The organism is Mycolicibacterium chitae, assembly GCF_900637205.1.
GTDB lineage: Bacteria > Actinomycetota > Actinomycetes > Mycobacteriales > Mycobacteriaceae > Mycobacterium > Mycobacterium chitae.
The window spans coordinates 3,668,147-3,688,445 of the sequence record NZ_LR134355.1 but is presented as its reverse complement, the minus strand read 5'-3'; the positions used below and the strand labels follow the sequence as shown (position 1 = coordinate 3,688,445).

The following is a 20,299-nucleotide window of genomic DNA, read 5'->3' as shown; positions in this document are numbered from 1 at the left end:
CCCCTGGACCGCGGCTGCGGCGGTTGCCGCGGTGGCCGCCGCGTCGGCCCTCGGGCTGATCACCAGCCCGCGCGTCGGCGCGGACTGCGTCACCTCGAACGGCACGGTGCTGTGCTCCCAGGGTGACACCCGCGGCAGCAACACCGGCCAGGGGCCGGGCTCGGTGTCGCACCCGTGCGACTTCGACTGGTATTGCGACTACGACGGATTCGACTACGGCATAGTGCTGGACCCGGATTTCGACGGCGGGATCTCCCGCCCGGACCGGCCGAACAACGACCTGCCGGGGCGCGGCGGCGGGCGCGGGGGACGGCGCTGAGCGGCCGTCAGCAGTGTTCGCGCAGCGCGTCGGGAATGCCGGGTACCCGCGCCACCGCGTCCAGCAGGCTGTGGGCCGCCGAGTCGGCGAGTTGGTGGGCGTCGAGTGACGGATCGATGATCCGCTGTCGGCAGATCTCGAGGGTGAAGGCCAGCCAGCCGTAGACGATGACCTGCAGATCGCGTTCGACCTTGTCGTCCAGATCTCCGGCCACCTCGACCACAGCGGCCATGATGCGCTGCATCTGCCGCTCGTTGTCGGCGCTGTCGACGCCGACGAGCACCGGGTCGGTGCGGCCCAGTCCGACGTGGGCCGCCCACGACCCGTGCGGATTGCGCTCGTGATAGTCGAGGTAGGCCAGCACGCCGGTGCGCAACCGCTCGAACAAGGTCTGGCCGGGACGCGCCGGGGTGCTGGTGGCCTCGAAGAGCCGTTCGCCCTCGTTGCGGATGACCTCGGCGAAGAACGCGCGCTTGTCGGGGAAGTAGTGGTACATCAGCGCGCGGGAGACGCCGGCGCGCGCGGCGATTTCGTCGATGCGCACCTCGTCGTAGGGGCGTTGTCCGAAGGCCTGCGCGCCGAGTGCGAGCAGTTCGGTGCGACGATCGTCGGGGGACAACCGACGGCGGGCCTTGCCGGACATGTCAGGGATACTACTTGACACATGTATAACAACGCCGGAGGCTGGACCCATGACCGCCGTTGCTTCCGAAACCGACCGGCGTGCTGCGGGCCAAGCCCTGCGTGCTGCGCGGATCCCGCGCCCGCCCAAGCGGGTTCCGCTGCTCGGCGACATCCTGACCTTTCGCGGTAACGAGCCCACCGGATCGGCGCTCGACTACGCCGCCCAGTTGGGGCCGATCTTCGAGTTCACCTTCATGGGCGCGCGTTACGTGGTGGCCGCCGGCGCCGAGGTCGTCACCGACCTCAACGACGAGAAGCGGTTCTGCAAGCACCTGGGCCCCGAGATCGTCGCGCTGCGCATCGTCGGCGGCGACGGCCTGTTCACCGCCTACAACGACGAACCGAACTGGCGTCGTGCGCACGAACTGCTGATGCCCGCCTTCACCCAGGCGGCGATGCGCCGCTACCACCCGACCATGGTCGACGTGGGTACCGAACTCACCGCTTCCTGGGACATCCACGCGGACAACGGGAGCACCGTCGAGGTCTCGGCCGACACCACCCGGGTCACGTTGGAAACCATCGGACGCTGCGCGGCCGGTTACTCCTTCGACGCGTTCGCCTCCGAGGGCATGCACCCGTTCGTCGACAACATGGTGGCCGCGCTGCGGGGTTCGGACAAGGTCGGGGTGCTCTGGCAGACCTATCTACCGCGCTTCGTCGCCAACGCCTATGAACGACGGGTCCGCCGGTACGCGGCCAATCTGCATGCCATCGCCGACGACATCATCGCGGCGCGCCGCGCCGAGGGGCCGGGTCACCACGACGACCTGTTGGAGCTCATGCTGACCCCCGACGCCGACGGTCGGCCCCGCCTCGGCGAGGCCAACATCCGCTACCAGCTGATCAACTTCCTGATCGCCGGCCATGAAACCACCTCCGGGGCCTTGTCTTTCGCGCTGTACTTCCTGTCCACCCATCCCGAGGTGTTCGCGCGGGCGCGCGCCGAGGTCGACCAGGTGTGGGGTGAGGCGCAACGCCCGGAGTTCGAACAGATCGCCAAACTGCGGTATGTGCGACGGGTGCTCGACGAATCGCTGCGGCTGCAGCCCACCGTGCCCGGCTACTACCGGCAGGCCCGCGAGGACACGGTGCTGGCCGGCACCTACCCCGTCCGAAAGGGAGAATGGGTGCTGGCGCTGACCGGGACGCTGCACCGCGACCCGCGTTGGACCGGCCCGGGTCTGGCCCCGGTCGACCAGTTCGACCCCGACCGGTTCGCCCCCGAGCACCTGCGCGCCCGGTCCGGCACGCTGTACAAGCCGTTCGGCACCGGCGAACGCTCCTGCATCGGACGGCAATTCGCCCTGCACGAGGCGGTCCTGCTGCTCGGCATGCTGATCCGCCGCTACGACCTGGTTGCCGACCCGGACTATCAGCTGGCGGTCTCGGAGCGGCTCACGGTGCTGCCCAAGGGGTTCCGGCTGGGATTGCGCCGGCGCAGCTAGCCGAACTGCACACCTTGGGCCAGGGGGAGTTCCGAGGAGTAGTTCACGGTGTTGGTGGCGCGGCGCATGTAGGCCTTCCACGAATCGGATCCGGATTCCCGCCCGCCGCCGGTCTGCTTCTCGCCGCCGAAGGCCCCGCCGATCTCGGCGCCCGAGGTGCCGATGTTGACGTTGGCGATGCCGCAGTCGGAGCCGTCGGCGGCCAGGAACCGCTCGGCCTCGCGGACGTCGGTGGTGAAGATCGCCGAGGAGAGGCCCTGGGGCACCGCGTTGTTCAGCGCGATCGCCTCGTCCAAGGTGTCGTAGGTCAGCACGTACAGCAGCGGGGCGAACGTCTCGTCGTGCACCACCGCGGTCTGCGCGGGCATCCGCACCAGCGCGGGCGAGACGTAGTAGCACGCCTCGGGGGAGGCGTGCCGCTCCCCGCCGAGCACCTCACCGCCGTCGGCGGCGGCCTGTTCCAGCGCGCCCACCATGGACCGGTAGGCCGTCTCGTGGATCAGCGGCCCCACCAACGTGTCCGACGAGAACGGATCACCCACCGGCAGACTGCGATACGCGGTGGCGATGCGTTCGACCAAGGTGTCGGCCACCGACCGGTGCGCGATCAAGCGGCGCAGCGTGGTGCACCGTTGACCCGCGGTGCCGGCCGCGGCGAACACGATGCCGCGCACCGCGAGATCCAGATCCGCCGCCGGGGTCACCACCGCGGCGTTGTTGCCGCCGAGTTCGAGCAGGGAGCGCCCGAAGCGCCGCGCCACGCGCGGGCCGACCTCGCGGCCCATCCGCACCGATCCGGTGGCGCTGAGCAGCGCGACGCGCGGGTCGTCGACGAGGACCTCGCCGAGGTCGCGACCACCCAGCAGGAGCCGACTGACCTCCGCGGGGGCGCCGACCTCGGCGGCGGCGCGCGCGAGCAGGGCCTGGCAGGCGATGGCGGTCAGGGGCGTCAGTTCGGAGGGTTTCCAGACCACGGTGTCGCCGCAGACCAGGGCCACCGCGGTGTTCCAGGCCCACACCGCCACCGGGAAGTTGAAGGCCGTGATGACCCCGACGACGCCCAGCGGATGCCAGGTCTCCATCAGGCGGTGGCCGGGGCGCTCGGAGGCGATGGTCTTGCCGTAGAGCTGCCGGGACAGTCCCACCGCGAACTGACAGACGTCGATCATCTCCTGGACCTCGCCGAGCGCCTCGGAGCCGATCTTGCCGACCTCGATGGTCACCAGGTCGGCCAGCGCGCTCTTGTGCTCGGTGAGCAACTCGCCGAGCCGGCCCACCAGCGCGCCGCGGACCGGGGCCGGCGTGCTGCGCCAGACGGTGAAGGCCTGCGCCGCTTGGGCTATCGCGGCCTCGGCGTCCGCGGGTGTGGACTCGGCCACCCGGAACAGGATCTCGCCGGTGATCGGGGTGCTCGCCGGCAGGCCCGGCGCGTCGAGATCGCCGAGGACCGGGTCGGCGCCGACGGAGCGCAGTGCGGCGCGGGCCCGGTCGCGCAGGTCGGCGATGTCGGGGAGGGTGAGGGCGGGGAATTTCACGGTGGACATGCGGCCGCTTTCTGGTAGAGGGCGTACGGGTCGAGCAGGTCACGGCCGAGCGCGTCGGCCAGCCAGTGCTCCGAGTAGTCCGAGTCATCGTCGTCAACGTCGTCGTCGGCCGCGGTGCGGCGGGTTTCGCCGTCCAGATTGGACCGGAAGATGCCGGCCGCAGAGGCGGGCAGAAAGTCCTCGTAGACAACCGGTTTGGCGGGGTCACCGCCGACGTAGTAGGCGAGTTGCTGGTCGGCGAACTCGCGGTCGGTGGCGGGGAAGTGCTGGTCCCAGGTGGCCGCCGGGTCGGGGGCGGCCATCGCCGCGTCGTAGCGCTGTCGCCCGGCCGGGGTCAGTGCGACGCCGCGGGCCTCCACCTCTCCGAAGCGCACCCGCAGGCTGCCGTCGCGCACCACGCCGTCGGGGTGTCGGAGCCGGCGCGGCTCGGCCAGCGCCCGAAACGACGTCTGGCGCAACAGGACCGCGGGCCCCTCGGTGCGAGGCGGCCCCTGGATGGCGTCGATCATCGCGACCCCGCGCGCGGTCATCCGTCGGTACAACTCGTCGATGTCGAGCACCCGCGGGGTCAGGTGGTTGATGTGCGTGGTGGTGACCCCGGCGATGTCGGCGGCGACCGCGGAGACCGCCGCGAGTTCGGTGTACCACGCCTTGTCGATCGGTTCCCGGGACAGGGCGAAGGCCGCCACCGCGTCGGCGACGAACTCCTCGGCCGTCTCGGCCGGACACCCGCCGTCGGCGCCGACGCGGGCCGCGCGGGCGATCAGGTCCGGATCGAACAGGGTGCGCCGGACCAGGAAGTTCTGCACCCGCGCACGAAGATCGTCGTCGAAGAAGCGACGGTCGGCGGTGGCCAGCACGGAGGTGAAGACGCGAAACGGGTTGCGCGCCAACTCGTCGGGCGTGGTGGGCCGAAACGCGGTGGAGATCACGGGGACCGGGGAGGCCGCGTCGCGCAGGTCGTAGAACCCCACCGGATACATGCCGAAGGCGGCGAACAGGGTTGCCACCTCGCCGATCTCGCGGGCCGTGCCGACCCGGATCGCGCCGTGGCGCTCGGCAGTGACCCGGTCCAGCGAACCCAGGCGGTACGCCTGCGGATGCGACGCCACGTAGGCGGCGTTGACCTCGGCGCTGACCGCCACCAACGTCGTGTAGGCGGGCACCTCGGCCCCGTACATCGCCGACAGTGCCGCGGCGAACCGGGCGCGCAGTTGCCAGGTCGGGATGTGGAGCGATGGGCTCATCCTGTGGCCCCGCTGCGATAGTCTCCGGCAATGGCCGCAGACGAGCTCGACGACATCGACCGGGCCCTGCTGCGTGAACTCGTTGCCGACGGCCGCACCACCCTGGCGCATCTGGCCTCCACGGCGGGGCTGTCGGTGTCGGCGGTGCAGTCGCGGGTGCGCCGGCTGGAGTCGCGCGGGGTGATCGCGGGGTACGCGGCGCGCGTGGCGCCCGACGCGGTGGGCAAGCAGTTGTCGGCGTTCGTGGCCATCACGCCGCTGGACCCTTCCCAACCCGACGATGCACCCGCACGGTTGGAGCACCTCCCAGAAATCGAGTCGTGTTATTCGGTGGCCGGTGAGGACAGCTACGTGTTGTTGGTCCACGTGGAGTCCGCGCGGGCGCTGGAGGGGTTGCTTCAGCGGATCCGCACCGCGGCCAACGTCAAGACGCGCAGCACGATCATCCTACAGACGTTCTACAGCGACCGGCACTTCATACCGGAATAGTTCCGCTGCTGGTGCGCTCTCGCCATAAAAATGTAGCGCCGACGTTATGAACGCTTGGTGGCCTTGGTGGGGGACGTCTTCTTCGCCGGAGCCTTGCGAGCGGTGGACTTCTTGGCGGGTGTTTTCTTCGCCGGGATCTTGGCGGCGGCTTTCTTGACCGGGGCCTTTTTGGCCGGGGCTTTTTTGGCGGGGGACTTCTTGGCCGGGGTCTCGGCCGCGACACCGCTGTTGTCGTCGGTGGCCTCGATGGCCGCCTCCACCGCCGTCTCGGCCGCGTGGCGGGTGGTCAGCGCGTGCCCGACGCCCAGGCCGAGCGCCACCGGCCACGGGATCAGTTCGGTGACGCCCAGCGCGCCCAGCACCCCGTAGAACGCCAGGTGATCGGGGGGTGGCACCGAAACCTTGCCCACCACCGGGATCTTCACCGAGAACCGCCGCGCGTCGCGTACCAATTCCGACACGTCGGAGTGGGATGACAGGTGGGACGAAACATAGTTACGAACTGAATCCAACATTTCTCTCTCCGTTAACTCGGGCGACCCTGCTCCGGCCTATTCGCTGTTTACCCTCGCGTTCGTGTCCGATGTCCTGCGCAACGTCCACTCCGACACCCTCGTCGAGTCCGGCGTCCGACTGTTGACCCCCGCGGTCGAGCACTTCTACGCCGTCCTGGTCCGGATCGGTGTCCTTGCCATCGACGACGCCACCGACGACTGAGCGCTTCCGTCTCGGGGGCGGGTCGTCGTACCCCGGCCTCGTTCGGCCGCCCTGCCGCCGTCTCGACGGGGCGGCACCGGGCGTGGAAATCATTGCCGCACCGGCTCTTTCTCCGGCGTCCAGTGGCGGCGGCGGGGAGCGGCGGGGGGATTCGCAGACCCGCGGTCGGGATTTCCATCCGGATTCTCTTTCTGATGGACGTGAGTCTACGTATGCGCAGATGTGGGCCGGCTAAACGCGGCGACCCTGGGGGCGACGTGTGCGACGGTCGCAGCCGGTGGTCCTGCCCTTAAGTTCGCATCAGGCTGGAAAAATTACGGTACTATCGGGCGTATGACCGAACTTTTTACGAGTCGGTGTGACCGTGGGGCCATGCGGATAGACGCGAGCGCGGTCCCGACGGTGGTAGGCCGGCGGATGTTGGCAGATGGTATGGACATGGTCCTCGATCTGGAACGGTCGTCCGGCTCCTACCTGGTCGATGAACGCACCGGCCGACGCCATCTGGACATGTTCACCTTCTTCGCCTCGTCCGCGCTGGGCATGAACCATCCCGCGCTCGCCGACGACCCCGGGTTCCGGGCCGAACTGGCCGCCGTCGCGATCAACAAGCCGTCGAACTCCGACATCTACACCGTGCCGATGGCCCGCTTCGTCGACACCTTCGCCCGGGTGCTCGGGGACCCCGCCCTGCCGCACCTGTTCTTCATCGACGGCGGCGCCCTGGCCGTCGAGAACGCGCTCAAGGCCGCCTTCGACTGGAAGAGCCGGTTCAACGAGGCCCGCGGGATCGACCCGGCCCTGGGCACGAAGGTGCTGCATCTGCGCGGGGCCTTCCATGGTCGCTCCGGCTACACGATGTCGCTGACCAACACCGATCCGGCCAAGGTCGCGCGGTTCCCGAAGTTCGACTGGCCGCGCATCGACGCGCCATATCTGCGCCCGGACACCGACGTCGCCGCAGCCGAGGCCGAGGCGGTGCGGCAGGCGCGCGCCGCCTTCGAGGCCCACCCGCACGACATCGCGTGTTTCATCGCCGAACCCATCCAGGGCGAGGGCGGCGACCGACACTTCCGGCCGCAGTTCTTCGCCGCGATGCGGGCGTTGTGCGACGAGTTCGACGCGCTGCTGGTCTTCGACGAGGTGCAGACCGGCTGCGGGATCACCGGAACCGCCTGGGCCTACCAGCAATTGGGGGTGCAGCCCGATCTGGTGGCATTCGGCAAGAAGACCCAGGTGTGCGGGGTGATGGCCGGCGGTCGGATCGACGCCGTGGCCGACAACGTCTTTCGGGTCAGCTCGCGGATCAACTCCACCTGGGGTGGCAACCTCGTCGACATGGTGCGCAGCCGGCGCATCCTGGAAACCATCGAAGCCGAATCCCTTTTCGACAACGCGGCCCGCATGGGCGCCCACCTGCTGGGCCGGCTGCAGGAACTGTCCCGGGAATTCCCCGACACCGTGCTCGATCCGCGCGGCCGCGGCCTGATGTGTGCGTTCAGCCTGCCCTCGCCCGAGGACCGCGACGAGTTGCTGCGCCGACTATGGGACCGCGGCGTGGTCATGCTGGGCAGCGGCGTGGATTCGGTGCGGTTCCGGCCCGCGTTGACGGTGGGCCGCCAGGAACTCGACACCGCCGTCGAGGCGGTCCGCGCCGCGCTCTAATCGGTGCGCGCACCCGGGGCGGTCAGCCGCCGGATGGTGGCCCGCAGATACCGCAGATCGGCGCCGCCGACCAGGACGCAGCCGTGCAACTCGGCCAGTTGGACGGCTGCCGGGGTGAAGCTCTGGTTGGACACCACCATGGTCGCGACGCAGTCCTGCATCGGGGCGCCGGCCACCACCTCCTGCACCGCCGCGGGACCCACCGGACGCGACTGCCGTTTGCATTGGATGGCAACTCGATTGGGACGGGCGCCGACGATGAGGTCGACCCCCCAGTCGCCCGAGAGCGGGGTCATGATCACCGGGACGCCGCAGCTGCGCGCGACCCGGGCGACGTGATCCTCGAACTCCAGGCCGGACATCGCTTCGGCCGGGTGCTCCCGTCGCCCCGGCGTGCGGACCCCGGTCAGCGTGCCGCGCAGGAAGCGCGGCGCGGCGTACACGGCCACCGGAACCGCGGCGCCGATCCCCACGCTGAGCTTCGCGTCGAGCCCGCACAGGTAGGCGCCCGCCGCGATCGCGACGGCCACGGCGACGTAGAGCTTCGTCAGCCGGAGGATGTTGCGCCGCACCACGCCTGGAGATCGTAGAGGTGGGCCCCGACAACTCCGAGGTTTACCGGTGTGGCCCGGCGGGAACCCGGCAATCACCCCGCCTCGGCGGGGTTCGCGCGTGCGACGCATACGTCGAGGGCGAACGAGACGAAGAGGATACGGAGAACCATGAGCACGCAAGAGCGGCGCGGCGGCGATCGACTGGGCCAGGAAGACGACGAGGTCCGCTCGGCCATCCGGTTCGCCGCGATCGCCACGGTGATCGGCGTGGTGTTCCTGGTCATCGCCGCGGTGTGGGTGGGTGGCTGCGACGGTGCCACGGCCGACGCCGACTCGTTCGCCTGCGGTGCGCCGCAGCGCACGGTGCTGGGACTCGGTGCACCGGCGATCCTGATGGCCTCGGGACTGTGGGCGTTCTACCGCACCTACCGGGTGTGGCGCGCCAGGGGCACCTGGTGGGGCTGGCAGGGCGCGGGGTGGTTCCTCATGATGGTCATGCTGATCACCCTGATGGGGATTCCGGCGATGATCGGGCCGATCCTCGGTGACTGAGGCCGACGCCGGGGCGCGAAGGACATTCGGCGGCAGGCGCATTGGCCGACGCCAACTCGTCATCAACTCGTTGCTCCGCGGCAGTTTGGTTCGCGGCCACCTTGGGGTACTCGCTGCCACGATGACTTGTACACGAATTGATGACCGAAACGGCATGTCGGCGCGGGGTCGTCGGCGTGCGTAACAGATCACCGGGCTGCGGTAGTCTCGGTTCGATATCGCCGGGAGGCCACCACATGTCGAATGCCGAAAGCGCGGACTCGCGCGTCCACTCCCGCTCCGCTCGGACCGTCAACGCGGTCGAAGTGCGAGTGACCGCACAGCTGGAGAGCCTTGCGGTGTTGCGCACCATCATCGGAGCGGTGAGCACCTTCGAGGACCTCGACCTCGACACGGTGGCCGACCTCAGGCTCGCCGTCGACGAGGCCTGCACCCGGCTGATCCGGTCGGCCGGCCCGGATGCGTCGCTGGTGGTGGTGATCGACCCGCGGCCCAACGAGGTCGTCGTCGAGGTCTCCACCGAAACGACCGCGACCGACGATATTCTCCCCTCGGGCAGCTTCAGCTGGCATGTGCTGACCTCGCTGACCGACGACGTGCGGACGTTCCGCGACGGCGCCGATGTCGAGGGGGCAGTGCCGGTGTTCGGCATCGCACTGACCACGAGGCGAGTGAGCCCCGCGAGGTGACTTCCTCTGCCCGCCGGTCGCGGACGCGATCGAGCTCTGAGTACGCCGACGTCCCGGACATGTTCCGGGAGCTGGCGAAGCTGGAACCGGACTCGCCGCCGTTCCGGCGCCAGCGCGACAGGATCGTGGAACGGTGCCTGCCGCTGGCCGACCACATTGCCCGCCGGTTCGACGGGCGCGGGGAACCGCGCGACGACCTGGTGCAGGTGGCGCGCGTCGGCCTGGTCAACGCCGTCATCCGGTTCGACGTGAACGCCGGATCGGACTTCGTGTCGTTCGCCGTCCCGACGATAATGGGCGAGGTCCGCCGCCACTTCCGGGACAACAGCTGGTCGGTGAAGGTGCCGCGGCGGCTCAAGGAACTGCACCTGCGGCTGGGTACGGCCACCGCGGAACTGTCCCAACGCCTCGGCCGGGCGCCCACGCCCAGCGAGTTGGCCACCGAGCTGGAAATGGACCGCAACGAAGTGGTCGAAGGCCTGGTCGCCGGCAGCTCCTACAACACCTTGTCGATCGACAGCGGCGGCGGCGGTGGGGACGAGGACGCCCCCGCGATCGCCGACAGCCTGGGCGATGTGGACACCACGCTCGACCAGATCGAGAACCGGGAGGCGTTGCGGCCGCTGCTGGAATCGCTGCCCGAGCGCGAGCGGGTCGTGGTGGTGCTGCGCTTCTTCGAATCGATGACCCAGACCCAGATCGCCGAGCGGGTCGGGGTGTCGCAGATGCACGTGTCGCGGCTGCTGGCCCGGGCCCTGGGCCGGCTGCGCGATCAGCTGGAATAGCCGGCCGTGTCCGCACCGCACTCGGCCGTGGGCATCGTGTTGGCGGCCGGCGCTGGATCGCGCTATGGCATGCCGAAAGTCCTTGCCGAGCAGGGCGATTGGCTGCGTCGCGCGGTGACCGCGCTGGCCGACGGCGGCTGTGACGACGTGCTGGTGGTGCTGGGCGCGGCCGTGGTCGAGGTGCCGCCCCCGGCGCGCGCGGTGCTCGCGGAGGACTGGGCCGACGGGATGAGCGCCTCGGTGCGCGCGGGGCTGACCGCCGCAGACGGCGAGTACGCGGTGCTGCACGTCGTGGACACCCCGGATGTGGGCGCCGAGGTGGTGGCCCGCCTGCTGGCGGCGGCGCACGGAGCCGAATCCGGCGTGGCCCGAGCGTTCTTCGCGGGCCGACCGGGTCATCCCGTGGTCATCGCGGCCGCGCACTGGCCCGCGGTTCTCGCGAGCCTGCGCGGCGACCACGGCGCCCGCGACTTCCTGGCCGCCCGCTCCGATGTGGTCGCCGTCGAGTGTTCCGACCTGGCCGACGGCCGGGACATCGACACCCCTGAGTAGACACCCCTGAGTAGACACCCCCTGAGTATCAGGACGGCAGCAGGCCCAGCGCGGCCACTGCGTCACGCTCGGAACGCAATTCGGCGACCGAGGCGTCGATGCGGGCCCGGGAGAACGAGTTGATGTCGAGGCCCTCGACAATCGCCCAGCGCCCGTCGACCGAACGGCACGGGAACGAACACACCAATCCCTCGTCGACCCCATAGATGCCGGGCGACGGCAACGCCACCGAGGTCCAGTCGTCCTCGGGGGTGCCGTGGACCCAGTCGTCGATGTGGTCGATGGCACCGTTGGCCGCCGAGGCGGCCGAACTCGCGCCGCGCGCCTCGATGATCGCGGTGCCGCGGCGCGCCACGGTGGGGATGAAATCGTCGCTGAGCCAATGGGTGTCGGCGGCATAGTCGGCGCCGGACCGGCCGGCCACGGTGGCGTGGAAGATGTCCGGGTACTGGGTGGGGGAGTGATTCCCCCAGATCGACATGCGGGTGATCTCGGTGACCGGCACCTGCGCGTGCCGGGCCAGCGCGGCCACCGCGCGATTGTGGTCCAGCCGGGTCAGGGCGGTGAACCGGTCGGCGGGGATGTCCGGGGCGTGCGCGGCGGCCACCAGCGTGTTGGTGTTGGCCGGGTTGCCCACCACCAGGATTCGCACCTGCGAGCCGGCGCCGTCGTTGAGCGCCTTGCCCGCGTTGGCGAAGATCTGCGCGTTGGCGGACAACAGGTCGGCGCGTTCCATGCCCTTGCTACGCGGCTTGGCCCCGATCAGCAGCGCGACGTCCACCCCGTCGAACGCCTTGGTCGGATCGTCGTGGATCTCGGTGCCCGCCAACAGCGGAAAGGCGCCGTCGTCGAGTTCCATCACCACGCCCTCGGCGGCGCGGACGGAGGCGGGCAGTTCCAACAGGCGCAGGACCACCGGGGTGTCATGCCCCAGCATGGCCCCGGCGGCGATGCGGAACAGCGCGGCGTAGCCGATCTGGCCGGCGGCCCCGGTGACGGTGACGATCTGCGGCGTGGACACCCCTACGACCTTAGGTGCGCGTCGGCGATCCCGCAGGAGGCGGCGAATCGGGTCACGGCCTCGGCCGCGGCGTGGGCCGCCTCGTCGTGCTCGGGGCGGGCGCGGGTGTCGATGGCGCCGGTGCGGGGGCACAGCGCCACCTCGGCGAGCATCTCCCCGGTGGTGGGTTCGCACACCGCCCAGGCGTACCGGGTGTCGTCGGCCCACTGCTGTTCGACCCGGCCGACGTAGCCGTCGTCGGTCTCGCCGAGTTGGGCCAGCGAGGGCCGGTCGTCCATTCGCTCGTCGGCCCGCACCGCCCGCAGATACCAGTTGCCGGCGTTGATCTCGACGGGTTCCATCGCGAACAGCTCGGGCGTCAGTCCTTGAGTTCGCAGACCACGGTGCCCTGGGTGACCGCGGCGCCGGCCTCGACGGACAGGCCCGTGACGGTGCCGTCCTTGTGCGCGGTGACGGGGTTCTCCATCTTCATGGCCTCGAGCACCACCACCAGGTCGCCGGCCGAAACCTGCTGGCCCTCCTCGACGGCGACCTTGACGACGGTGCCCTGCATGGGCGCGGTCACCGAATCGCCGGAGGCCGCGGCGCCGCCGTGCCCACCGCGCTTGCGCGCCTTGGGCTTCTTGCGGAGGGCGCCGTGGGCGGGCCCGCCACCGTTGCCGATGGCCATGTCGCCGGGCAGCGACACCTCGAGACGGCGGCCGCCGACCTCGACGACCACCTTCTGCCGCGGCTGCTCTTCCTCGGCGTCGACCTCGCCGCCGCCGGTGAACGGCTCGACGGTGTTCTCCCACTCGGTCTCGATCCAGCGGGTGTGCACCGAGAAGCCGTTGTCGTCACCGATGAAGGCCGGGTCGGAGACCACGGCGCGGTGGAACGGGATCACGGTGGCCAGACCCTCGATCTCGAACTCGGCCAGCGCGCGGCGCGAACGCTCCAGCGCCTCGGTGCGGTTGGCGCCGGTGACGATCAGCTTGGCCAGCATCGAGTCGAACTGGCCGCCGATCACCGAGCCACTCTCCACGCCGGAATCCAGGCGCACGCCCGGGCCCGTCGGCGGGGTGAACTTGTTGACCGGTCCGGGGGCGGGCAGGAACCCGCGGCCGGCGTCCTCGCCGTTGATGCGGAACTCGAAGGAGTGCCCGCGCGGGGTGGGATCCTCGGTGATGTCCAGCTTCTCGCCGTTGGCGATGAGGAACTGCTGGCGCACCAGGTCGATGCCCGCGGTCTCCTCGGTGACCGGGTGCTCGACCTGCAGGCGGGTGTTCACCTCGAGGAAGCTGATCAGGCCGTCCTGGCCGACCAGGTACTCGACGGTGCCGGCGCCGTAGTAACCGGCCTCCTTGCAGATGCGCTTGGCGGACTCGTGGATCTCCTTGCGCTGCGCGTCGGTGAGGAACGGCGCCGGGGCCTCTTCCACCAGCTTCTGGAAGCGACGCTGCAGCGAGCAGTCGCGGGTGCCGGCGACGATGACGTTGCCGTGCTGGTCGGCGATCACCTGGGCCTCCACGTGGCGGGGCTTGTCCAGGTAGCGCTCGACGAAGCACTCGCCGCGACCGAAGGCCGCGACGGCCTCACGGGTGGCGGACTCGAACAGCTCGGGGATCTCCTCGATGGTGCGGGCCACCTTCATCCCGCGGCCGCCACCGCCGAAGGCGGCCTTGATGGCGATCGGCACGCCGTACTCCTTGGCGAAGGCGACGACCTCGTCGGCGTCCTTGACCGGATCCGGGGTACCCGGGACCAGCGGGGCCTCGGCGCGCGCGGCGATGTGGCGCGCGGTGACCTTGTCACCGAGGTCGCGGATGGACTGCGGGGACGGCCCGATCCAGATCAGGCCCGCGTCGAGCACGGCCTGCGCGAATTCGGCGTTCTCGGAAAGGAATCCGTAACCGGGGTGGATGGCGTTGGCGCCGGACTGCTCGGCGGCGTTGAGCAGCTTGCCGAAGTCCAGGTAGGACTCCGCCGAGGTCTGACCACCCAGCGCGAAGGCCTCGTCGGCCAGCCGCACATGGGGCGCGTCGGCGTCGGGCTCGGCGTAGACCGCCACGCTCTCCAGGCCCGCATCCTTGGCCGCCCGGATCACCCGGACGGCGATCTCGCCACGGTTGGCTACCAGGACCTTGGTGATGGTCGAGCTGGCGTGACTGGGCACCTGTGCCTCCTACTGCTGGGCATGTCTAAGAAACGTCTTTAAGAATGTATCGGGGGAAGTTTATGCGGCGCGAGTTGCCGGTGGTCAGGCGGTGCCCGTTACCCGCGGGTAAGTTCGAGAGTTGCGCTGGTGGCCGCCCGAAAACGGGGCGGCGAAAATTGTTCGCGCCGCCCCTCGTGTCGGAACCCGCACCGGTCTTACCAGCTGCCCAGACCCGGGTAGCTGTAGCGGCCGCGCGAGAACCCGTTGGCGCGACTGCCCGGATGCGGCACGGCCTTGACCGAGCCGCCGCGGGAGTCGCCCTGACCGCGGACGCTGCCCCTGGGCGAGTAGCGCACCCCGCCGTGGGTCGAGTTACCCGCCACCGCGTCGGCCTGCCTGCTGCTGACGCCCGGATCCGGTCCGATCTCGACGACATCGGCGTGCGCCAGGGGGCCACCCGGTGCGACGACGCCGAGCAGGGCCGCGGCCGCGACCGCCCCGGCGACGGTCAGCTTGCGCGCGGTGGAGAGGCCGACGATGGGCTTGAGCATGAAAGTCTGTCCCCCTGGCTGTTGCCTGTCAGTGTGCTGGCGTTCACCTGCTGAGTGCTAGCACCCTAGCAACAACTGCGCGCCCTGGGCGGCCTACCGCAAACGCCGCTTGATCCGCGCCAGCATGGCCGACATGCCGCGCAGCCGCAGCGGGCTGATCAGCGCCGCCAGGCCCAACTCGGTGTAGAAGTCGTCGGGCACCGCGAGAATGTCGACCTTGGTCTGCCCGTCGAGTCCGGTCGCCAGGATCCCGGCGAAGCCCCGCGTGGTCGGCGCCTCGGGCGGGGCGGAGAAGAACAGCCGGACGTGCTCGGGATCGGCGGCGTCGACGTGCAGGAACAGCGGCGACTGGCATTCGGGTACCGGTTCCATGGCCGCCTCCTCGAGGTCGGCCGGCAGCGGCGGCAACTCCTCGGCGAACTCCAGTAGCAGCCGCAGCTTGTCCTGCCCCTCGACCTCGGTGAAGTCGGAGACCACCTCGGCCAGCGGCGCGGGCATGCTCACCCGGGCACCGCTCCGGGCTCCTCGCCGGTGACGATCGGCACCCGCACGGTGTTGCCCCACTCGGTCCACGAACCGTCGTAGTTGCGCACGTTGTCCATTCCCAGCAAATGCGTGAGCACGAACCAGGTATGGCTGGACCGCTCGCCGATGCGGCAGTAGGCGATGACGGGCGTCTCGGCGTCGCGGGCGAACGCGTAGATCTCGTCGAGTTCGGCCCGGTTGCGGAACCGGCCGTGGTCGTCGGCGGCCTTGGCCCACGGCACCGAGACGGCGGTGGGGATGTGGCCGCCGCGCAGCGCGCCTTCCTCGGGGTAGTCGGGCATGTGGGTGCGCTCGCCGGTGTACTCCTGCGGCGAGCGCACGTCGATGAGCACCTCGGTGCCCAGGGTGTCCAGCACGTCGTCCTTGAAGGCGCGGATGGGCGCGTCGTTGCGTTCGACGACGGGGTAGCCGGTGGAGGTCCGGGTCGGCACGTCCAGCGTGGTGTCGCGGCCGTCGGAGATCCACAGATCGCGGCCGCCGTCGAGCAGGCGGACGTCCTCGTGGCCGAACAGCGTGAACACCCACAGCGCGTACGCGGCCCACCAGTTGCTCTTGTCCCCGTAGATCACCACGGTGTCGTCGCGGGCGATGCCCTTGCGGTCCATCAGCGCCGCGAACTGCTCGCCGGTGATGTAGTCGCGCACGCGCCCGTCGTTGAGGTCGGTGTGCCAGTCGATCTTGACGGCACCGGGAATGTGGCCGACGTCGTAAAGCAGGACGTCCTCATCGGATTCGACGATGGCCAAACCCTTGGAACCCAGGTGGGCCGACAACCAGTCGGCGGTCACCAGGCGCTCGGGGTGGGCGTAGGCCTTCAGGGCGGGGCTGGGATCTGCGGGAAGCGGCACGGTGTTGAGCCTACCGGGCAGTACCTCGATGCTGAAGGTCGGTGGAGTTGCCGCCCGCGCCCCACAACCCGTCGATCGATACTCCGACGCGCTCGAACAGCCTGCGGGTCAGCGGCAGGCTCAATCCGATCACGTTGGACGGATCACCCTCGATGGCCCTGACGAACCAGCCGCCGAGGCCGTCCAGGGTGAAACCGCCCGCCACGCCCAAGGGTTCGCCGCGGGCGATGTAGGCCGTCAGGTCGGCCTCGGTGGGGGTATCGAAATGCACTGTGGTGCTGCCGGTTTCGCCGACCTTGCCGACCGTGCGGCCGGACCGCACCCGCACCACGCAGTGCCCGGTCAACAGCTGACCGGCGCGGCCGGCCATCGACTGCCACTGCGCCCGCGCGGCCGCGGCGTCACCGGGCTTGCCGCACAGCGCGCCGTCGAGCAGCAGCATCGAATCACAGCCGATGACAACGCAATCCGCGGCCACCTCGGCGGGCAGGGCCACGGTCACCGCGTCGGCCTTGGCCTCGGCCAGCACGCGTACTCGCTCGGCGGCCGGGGCGTCGGCGTGAGCGGCCAACAGCGCGTCCTCGTCGACGTCGGAGACGATGATGAGCGGGTCGATCCCGGCGCCGCGCAGCACCGAGAGTCGACCCGTGGACGCCGAACCCAGGACAACCCGGGTCATCAGTGCTGTTCTTCGCGCCAGCGGCTCATCAACGCCGCATGTGGGTGCGCTCCAGCAGCGTGACCCGCTGCCAGCTGGTGACCGCGTAGCGCAGCTTGTCCACCGGGTGGCCCCACGGGTTGAGTTCCTGCGGGCCGGGGGCCTGTTGCCCCCCGCCGGCGGCGGCCAGCACGGTGGCCAGTGCGGCGACCTCCTCCACGGTCGGGTTGCCCTTGAGGACCTGGATCTGCGGCACCGGCGGGGCCGGGTCGTCGATCGTCATGTCCCGCGGGTCGCTGACCTCGATGATGTCGGTGTCCATCTTTTCCTTCCGATTTAGGTGCGCTGGGTTGCGCCAAGCGCCACCGGGCGCACCGAAATCACTCCGGTCACAGGGGGATGTTGCCGTGCTTCTTCGGCGGGGTCTGGACGATCTTGCGCTCCAGCAGCCGCAGCGCGGTCGAAATGTAGCCGCGGGTGTGCGACGGCGGGATCACCGCGTCGAGGTAACCGCGCTCGGCGGCCACATACGGGTTCACCAGGGTGTCCTCATAGGACTGCTGCAGCTCGAGGCGCAGCGCGTCGACGTCGTCGCCGTTCTTGGCGGCCTCCTTGAGTTCGGAGCGATACACGAAGCCCACCGCGCCCGAGGCGCCCATCACCGCGATCTGCGCCGTCGGCCAGGCGACGTTCACGTCGCAACCCATGTCCTTGGATCCCATCACGCAGTACGCGCCGCCGTAGGCCTTACGGGTGATGACGGTGATCTTGGCGACGGTGGCCTCGCCGTAGGCGTACAGCAGCTTGGCGCCGCGGCGGATGATGCCGTTGTACTCCTGATCGGTGCCGGGCAGGAAGCCGGGGACGTCGACGAGCATGACGATCGGGATGTTGAAGCAGTCGCAGGTCCGGACGAACCGGGCGGCCTTCTCCGAGGCGTTGATGTCCAGGCAGCCCGCGAACTGGGTCGGCTGGTTGGCCACGATGCCCACCGGGCGGCCGTCGATGCGACCGAAGCCGACGACGATGTTCTGCGCGTAGCCCGCCTGGATCTCGAGGAACTCGTCGTCGTCGAGGATCCGGGTGATCACCTCGTGCATGTCGTACGGCTGGTTCGGCGAATCCGGGATCAGCGTGTCGAGTTCGAGGTCGGTGTCGGTGAGGTTGTCCTCGATGGCACCGGGGTGCGGCGGCGCGGGGTAGCGCGGTGGCTCGGCGTAGTTGTTGGGCGGCAGGTAGCTCAGCAGATCGCGCACATACTCCAGCGCGTCCTGCTCGCCGGAGGCGACGTAGTGCACGGTGCCGGACTTCGACATGTGGGTGTGGGCGCCGCCGAGGGCCTCCATGGTGACGTCCTCGCCGGTGACGGTCTTGATGACGTCGGGTCCGGTGATGAACATCTGGCTGGTCTGGTCGACCATGATGACGAAGTCGGTCAGGGCGGGGGAGTACACGTGCCCGCCGGCCGCGGCGCCCATGATCAGCGAGATCTGCGGGATGACGCCCGAGGCCTTGATGTTGTTGTGGAAGATGCGGCTGTAGAGGCCCAGCGAGACCACACCCTCCTGGATGCGGGCGCCGGCGCCGTCGTTGATGCCGATCAGCGGGCGACCGGTCTTGATCGCGAGCTCCTGGACCTTGACGATCTTCTCGCCGTAGACCTCACCGAGGCTGCCGCCGAACACCGTGGCGTCCTGGCTGAACACGCACACATCGCGGCCGTCGATGGTGCCGTAGCCGGTCACCACGCCGTCGCCGGTGGGTCGGTTCTTCTCCAGGCCGAAGTTCTTGCTGCGGTGCTTGGCCAGCGCGTCGAGTTCGACGAACGAACCCTCGTCCAGCAGCGCCAGCACCCGCTCGCGAGCGGTCAGCTTGCCCTTGGCGTGCACCTTCTCCACGGCGGCTTCGCCGACCGGGTGCAGGGCTTCGGCGGCGCGCTTGCGCAGCTCCGCCAGCTTGCCGGCGGTGGTGTGGATGTCGGCGGTCTCGTTCTCGGGCTCGGTAACGCTCGTCATGGCGTAGATGCTAACGGCGACGCCTCCCGCGGCGACGCTCGGCCCTTACTAGTCCCTTAAGAAGCCTCGGGAATTAGGGTCCGCGCGCCCGCCGCGCCCCAGTAAACTCCCGTCGGTGGGATACCCCGACAACGTCCTGGCCCGCGACGAGCAGGTGGTGCTGCACCGGCACCCGCACTGGAAGCGGCTGGTGGGCCCGGTGCTCATCCTGCTGGTGATGACCGCGCTGGCGTCCTTCGGTGCGGCGTATGTCAACTCGCTGGACTGGGACGGCAACGCCACCACGGTGGTCTCGCTGGTGATCCTGGCCATCTGGGTGGTGATCGTCGGCTGGCTGTCGCTGTGGCCGTTCCTGACGTGGTGGTCGACGCACTTCGTCATCACCGAACGCCGGGTGATGTTCCGGCACGGCCTGCTGACCCGCGCCGGCATCGACATTCCGCTGGCGCGCATCAACAGCGTGGAGTTCCGGCACGGGATCGTCGACCGGATGCTGCGCACCGGCACGCTGATCATCGAATCAGCGAGCCAGGATCCGTTGGAGTTCTACGACATTCCGCGCGTGGAGAGGGTCCACGCGCTGCTGTATCACGAGGTCTTCGACACCGTGGGGTCCGAGGAATTCCCCAACTGACGGGCCGCGCGGCGCCGTGACCGCCGCAGCGGAGTGACGACATTGTTGGGATCCTGGGCGCCCATGGGCTGACGCAGCTCGTAGTGATCCTCGAGCGCCTCGGCCAACCCGCCACCGGTGAAGGTGGATTCCAGGGCCTTGTCGGGGTTGCGGGCGAATTCGTCGGGAAAGACGAAACGGCGAAATGCCCAGAACCGGAACATCATCTGCAGCAAATTGCCGATGATGTAGGCCGAGATGAAGTCGGCGATGTTCTCGGTGGTCAGCGACACCATCGGAACGCGCAGCATCAACACGTAACTCGACACCCACAGCGGCGCCATGGACAGCAGCACGCCGACCCCGCTGACCCCGAAGAACAGCAGCGCCTCGTGGTGGCGTTCGCGGCCGCCGCGGTCCCGGAAGCTCCATTCGCGGTTGAGGATGTAGGACGCGATCACCGCGACGATGCCCGCGATGATCTTGGCCGTCACCGGCTTGGGCTCGAGGATGGTGAGCTTCAGCGTGTAGAAGATCGCCGAGTCGATGACGAAAGTCGTCGCCCCGACGATGGCGAACTTGATCAGCTCATGGTGCCGCTCGGCGAACGGTCGGACCGGGCGCGGCAGGCGCGCGATCGTGGCATCGGCAAAGGACACGAATAG

The 20,299-nt window shown here is 69.5% G+C and carries 25 protein-coding genes; 10 read left to right on the top strand and 15 right to left on the bottom strand.

Annotation, left to right across the window (positions count from 1 at the left end; all coding sequences use genetic code 11):
* Positions 1–31: 31 nt before the first annotated feature.
* Positions 32–319 carry a hypothetical protein gene (locus EL338_RS17640; RefSeq protein ID WP_126334930.1) on the top strand — a complete coding sequence of 96 codons (288 nt, stop codon included), beginning with the start codon at positions 32–34 and terminating at the stop codon, positions 317–319.
* Between the two features lie 7 nt (positions 320–326).
* Here EL338_RS17640 and EL338_RS17635 read toward each other — a convergent pair whose 3' ends face one another.
* Positions 327–962 (bottom strand): TetR/AcrR family transcriptional regulator, encoded by a 636-nt coding sequence (locus tag EL338_RS17635; RefSeq protein WP_126334929.1) that lies wholly within the window; start codon positions 960–962, stop codon positions 327–329.
* A gap of 49 nt (positions 963–1,011) precedes the next feature.
* Here EL338_RS17635 and EL338_RS17630 point away from each other — a divergent pair, with 49 nt between their 5' ends.
* A complete protein-coding gene (locus tag EL338_RS17630) occupies positions 1,012–2,451 on the top strand; it encodes a cytochrome P450 (protein WP_126334928.1) in 1,440 nt (479 codons plus the stop codon).
* Here EL338_RS17630 and amaB read toward each other — a convergent pair.
* On the bottom strand, positions 2,448–3,995 hold the full coding sequence (amaB, locus tag EL338_RS17625; protein WP_126334927.1) for an L-piperidine-6-carboxylate dehydrogenase: 1,548 nt from the start codon (positions 3,993–3,995) through the stop codon (positions 2,448–2,450). The genes EL338_RS17630 and amaB overlap by 4 nt on opposite strands.
* Positions 3,983–5,242: a 2-oxoadipate dioxygenase/decarboxylase gene (hglS, locus tag EL338_RS17620; RefSeq protein WP_126334926.1), complete on the bottom strand. Its 1,260-nt coding sequence runs from the start codon at positions 5,240–5,242 to the stop codon at positions 3,983–3,985. Before hglS ends, amaB begins: the two co-directional genes overlap by 13 nt.
* A gap of 30 nt (positions 5,243–5,272) precedes the next feature.
* Between hglS and EL338_RS17615 the strand changes: the two genes are divergently transcribed.
* Positions 5,273–5,731: an Lrp/AsnC family transcriptional regulator gene (locus EL338_RS17615; RefSeq protein ID WP_126334925.1), complete on the top strand. Its 459-nt coding sequence runs from the start codon at positions 5,273–5,275 to the stop codon at positions 5,729–5,731.
* A 44-nt stretch (positions 5,732–5,775) separates the two neighbouring features.
* On the opposite strand, the gene EL338_RS17610 is transcribed toward EL338_RS17615, so the two are convergent.
* Entirely contained in the window at positions 5,776–6,192 is a 417-nt protein-coding gene (locus EL338_RS17610) for a hypothetical protein (RefSeq protein ID WP_179967217.1), read from the bottom strand.
* A gap of 115 nt (positions 6,193–6,307) precedes the next feature.
* Between EL338_RS17610 and EL338_RS26190 the strand changes: the two genes are divergently transcribed.
* Positions 6,308–6,448 (top strand): hypothetical protein, encoded by a 141-nt coding sequence (locus EL338_RS26190; protein WP_170217459.1) that lies wholly within the window; start codon positions 6,308–6,310, stop codon positions 6,446–6,448.
* A gap of 372 nt (positions 6,449–6,820) precedes the next feature.
* Complete coding sequence (gene lat, locus EL338_RS17605; RefSeq protein WP_235666192.1) at positions 6,821–8,113, top strand: L-lysine 6-transaminase; 1,293 nt, start codon at positions 6,821–6,823, stop codon at positions 8,111–8,113.
* Here lat and EL338_RS17600 read toward each other — a convergent pair.
* Entirely contained in the window at positions 8,110–8,688 is a 579-nt protein-coding gene (locus tag EL338_RS17600; RefSeq protein WP_372939072.1) for a restriction endonuclease, read from the bottom strand. The two genes, lat and EL338_RS17600, sit on opposite strands and share 4 nt — an antisense overlap.
* Positions 8,689–8,835: 147 nt before the next feature.
* Between EL338_RS17600 and EL338_RS17595 the strand changes: the two genes are divergently transcribed.
* The 4 genes from EL338_RS17595 to EL338_RS17580 all read left to right on the top strand — a co-directional run bounded on the left by EL338_RS17595 (position 8,836) and on the right by EL338_RS17580 (position 11,245).
* On the top strand, positions 8,836–9,219 hold the full coding sequence (locus EL338_RS17595; protein ID WP_126334922.1) for a hypothetical protein: 384 nt from the start codon (positions 8,836–8,838) through the stop codon (positions 9,217–9,219).
* A 236-nt stretch (positions 9,220–9,455) separates the two neighbouring features.
* The gene (locus EL338_RS17590; RefSeq protein WP_126334921.1) at positions 9,456–9,908 is read left to right on the top strand and encodes an ATP-binding protein; all 453 of its coding nucleotides are present in this window, start codon (positions 9,456–9,458) and stop codon (positions 9,906–9,908) included.
* 59 nt (positions 9,909–9,967) lie between these two features.
* Positions 9,968–10,693 (top strand): RNA polymerase sigma factor SigF, encoded by a 726-nt coding sequence (locus EL338_RS17585; protein ID WP_235666191.1) that lies wholly within the window; start codon positions 9,968–9,970, stop codon positions 10,691–10,693.
* Between the two features lie 69 nt (positions 10,694–10,762).
* Positions 10,763–11,245, top strand: a complete 483-nt coding sequence (locus EL338_RS17580) for a nucleotidyltransferase family protein (protein ID WP_435404971.1) — start codon at positions 10,763–10,765, stop codon at positions 11,243–11,245.
* 28 nt (positions 11,246–11,273) lie between these two features.
* On the opposite strand, the gene EL338_RS17575 is transcribed toward EL338_RS17580, so the two are convergent.
* The 9 genes from EL338_RS17575 to EL338_RS17535 form a co-directional block, all read right to left on the bottom strand.
* Positions 11,274–12,266: a malate dehydrogenase gene (locus EL338_RS17575; RefSeq protein WP_126334918.1), complete on the bottom strand. Its 993-nt coding sequence runs from the start codon at positions 12,264–12,266 to the stop codon at positions 11,274–11,276.
* A 2-nt stretch (positions 12,267–12,268) separates the two neighbouring features.
* Positions 12,269–12,607, bottom strand: a complete 339-nt coding sequence (locus tag EL338_RS17570; RefSeq protein WP_126334917.1) for a hypothetical protein — start codon at positions 12,605–12,607, stop codon at positions 12,269–12,271.
* A gap of 17 nt (positions 12,608–12,624) precedes the next feature.
* Entirely contained in the window at positions 12,625–14,421 is a 1,797-nt protein-coding gene (locus EL338_RS17565) for an acetyl/propionyl/methylcrotonyl-CoA carboxylase subunit alpha (RefSeq protein ID WP_126334916.1), read from the bottom strand.
* A 197-nt stretch (positions 14,422–14,618) separates the two neighbouring features.
* Positions 14,619–14,954 carry a hypothetical protein gene (locus EL338_RS17560; protein ID WP_126334915.1) on the bottom strand — a complete coding sequence of 112 codons (336 nt, stop codon included), beginning with the start codon at positions 14,952–14,954 and terminating at the stop codon, positions 14,619–14,621.
* A gap of 93 nt (positions 14,955–15,047) precedes the next feature.
* A complete protein-coding gene (locus EL338_RS17555; protein WP_179967292.1) occupies positions 15,048–15,452 on the bottom strand; it encodes a SufE family protein in 405 nt (134 codons plus the stop codon).
* A 2-nt stretch (positions 15,453–15,454) separates the two neighbouring features.
* Positions 15,455–16,348, bottom strand: a complete 894-nt coding sequence (locus tag EL338_RS17550) for a sulfurtransferase (RefSeq protein ID WP_126334913.1) — start codon at positions 16,346–16,348, stop codon at positions 15,455–15,457.
* 10 nt (positions 16,349–16,358) lie between these two features.
* Positions 16,359–17,030 (bottom strand): Maf family protein, encoded by a 672-nt coding sequence (locus EL338_RS17545; protein WP_197721941.1) that lies wholly within the window; start codon positions 17,028–17,030, stop codon positions 16,359–16,361.
* 25 nt (positions 17,031–17,055) lie between these two features.
* Entirely contained in the window at positions 17,056–17,328 is a 273-nt protein-coding gene (locus EL338_RS17540; RefSeq protein ID WP_126334911.1) for an acyl-CoA carboxylase epsilon subunit, read from the bottom strand.
* Between the two features lie 67 nt (positions 17,329–17,395).
* Complete coding sequence (locus EL338_RS17535; RefSeq protein ID WP_126334910.1) at positions 17,396–19,021, bottom strand: acyl-CoA carboxylase subunit beta; 1,626 nt, start codon at positions 19,019–19,021, stop codon at positions 17,396–17,398.
* A gap of 115 nt (positions 19,022–19,136) precedes the next feature.
* Between EL338_RS17535 and EL338_RS17530 the strand changes: the two genes are divergently transcribed.
* The gene (locus EL338_RS17530; RefSeq protein ID WP_126334909.1) at positions 19,137–19,655 is read left to right on the top strand and encodes a PH domain-containing protein; all 519 of its coding nucleotides are present in this window, start codon (positions 19,137–19,139) and stop codon (positions 19,653–19,655) included.
* Here the strand turns inward: EL338_RS17530 and EL338_RS17525 are convergent.
* Positions 19,610–20,293, bottom strand: a complete 684-nt coding sequence (locus EL338_RS17525) for a GtrA family protein (protein WP_126334908.1) — start codon at positions 20,291–20,293, stop codon at positions 19,610–19,612. The two genes, EL338_RS17530 and EL338_RS17525, sit on opposite strands and share 46 nt — an antisense overlap.
* Between the last annotated feature and the right edge of the window lie 6 nt (positions 20,294–20,299).

Bases quoted from the DNA above. Each gene is read 5' to 3' on its own strand.
- EL338_RS17635 (WP_126334929.1), bottom strand. From the start codon at position 962: ATGTCCGGCAAGGCCCGCCGTCGGTTGTCCCCCGACGATCGTCGCACC.
- EL338_RS17630 (WP_126334928.1), top strand. From the start codon at position 1,012: ATGACCGCCGTTGCTTCCGAAACCGACCGGCGTGCTGCGGGCCAAGCC.
- amaB (WP_126334927.1), bottom strand. From the start codon at position 3,995: ATGTCCACCGTGAAATTCCCCGCCCTCACCCTCCCCGACATCGCCGAC.
- hglS (WP_126334926.1), bottom strand. From the start codon at position 5,242: ATGAGCCCATCGCTCCACATCCCGACCTGGCAACTGCGCGCCCGGTTC.
- EL338_RS17615 (WP_126334925.1), top strand. From the start codon at position 5,273: ATGGCCGCAGACGAGCTCGACGACATCGACCGGGCCCTGCTGCGTGAA.
- lat (WP_235666192.1), top strand. From the start codon at position 6,821: ATGCGGATAGACGCGAGCGCGGTCCCGACGGTGGTAGGCCGGCGGATG.
- EL338_RS17595 (WP_126334922.1), top strand. From the start codon at position 8,836: ATGAGCACGCAAGAGCGGCGCGGCGGCGATCGACTGGGCCAGGAAGAC.
- EL338_RS17590 (WP_126334921.1), top strand. From the start codon at position 9,456: ATGTCGAATGCCGAAAGCGCGGACTCGCGCGTCCACTCCCGCTCCGCT.
- EL338_RS17585 (WP_235666191.1), top strand. From the start codon at position 9,968: ATGTTCCGGGAGCTGGCGAAGCTGGAACCGGACTCGCCGCCGTTCCGG.
- EL338_RS17580 (WP_435404971.1), top strand. From the start codon at position 10,763: ATGCCGAAAGTCCTTGCCGAGCAGGGCGATTGGCTGCGTCGCGCGGTG.
- EL338_RS17570 (WP_126334917.1), bottom strand. From the start codon at position 12,607: ATGGAACCCGTCGAGATCAACGCCGGCAACTGGTATCTGCGGGCGGTG.
- EL338_RS17560 (WP_126334915.1), bottom strand. From the start codon at position 14,954: ATGCTCAAGCCCATCGTCGGCCTCTCCACCGCGCGCAAGCTGACCGTC.
- EL338_RS17555 (WP_179967292.1), bottom strand. From the start codon at position 15,452: ATGCCCGCGCCGCTGGCCGAGGTGGTCTCCGACTTCACCGAGGTCGAG.
- EL338_RS17540 (WP_126334911.1), bottom strand. From the start codon at position 17,328: ATGGACACCGACATCATCGAGGTCAGCGACCCGCGGGACATGACGATC.
- EL338_RS17535 (WP_126334910.1), bottom strand. From the start codon at position 19,021: ATGACGAGCGTTACCGAGCCCGAGAACGAGACCGCCGACATCCACACC.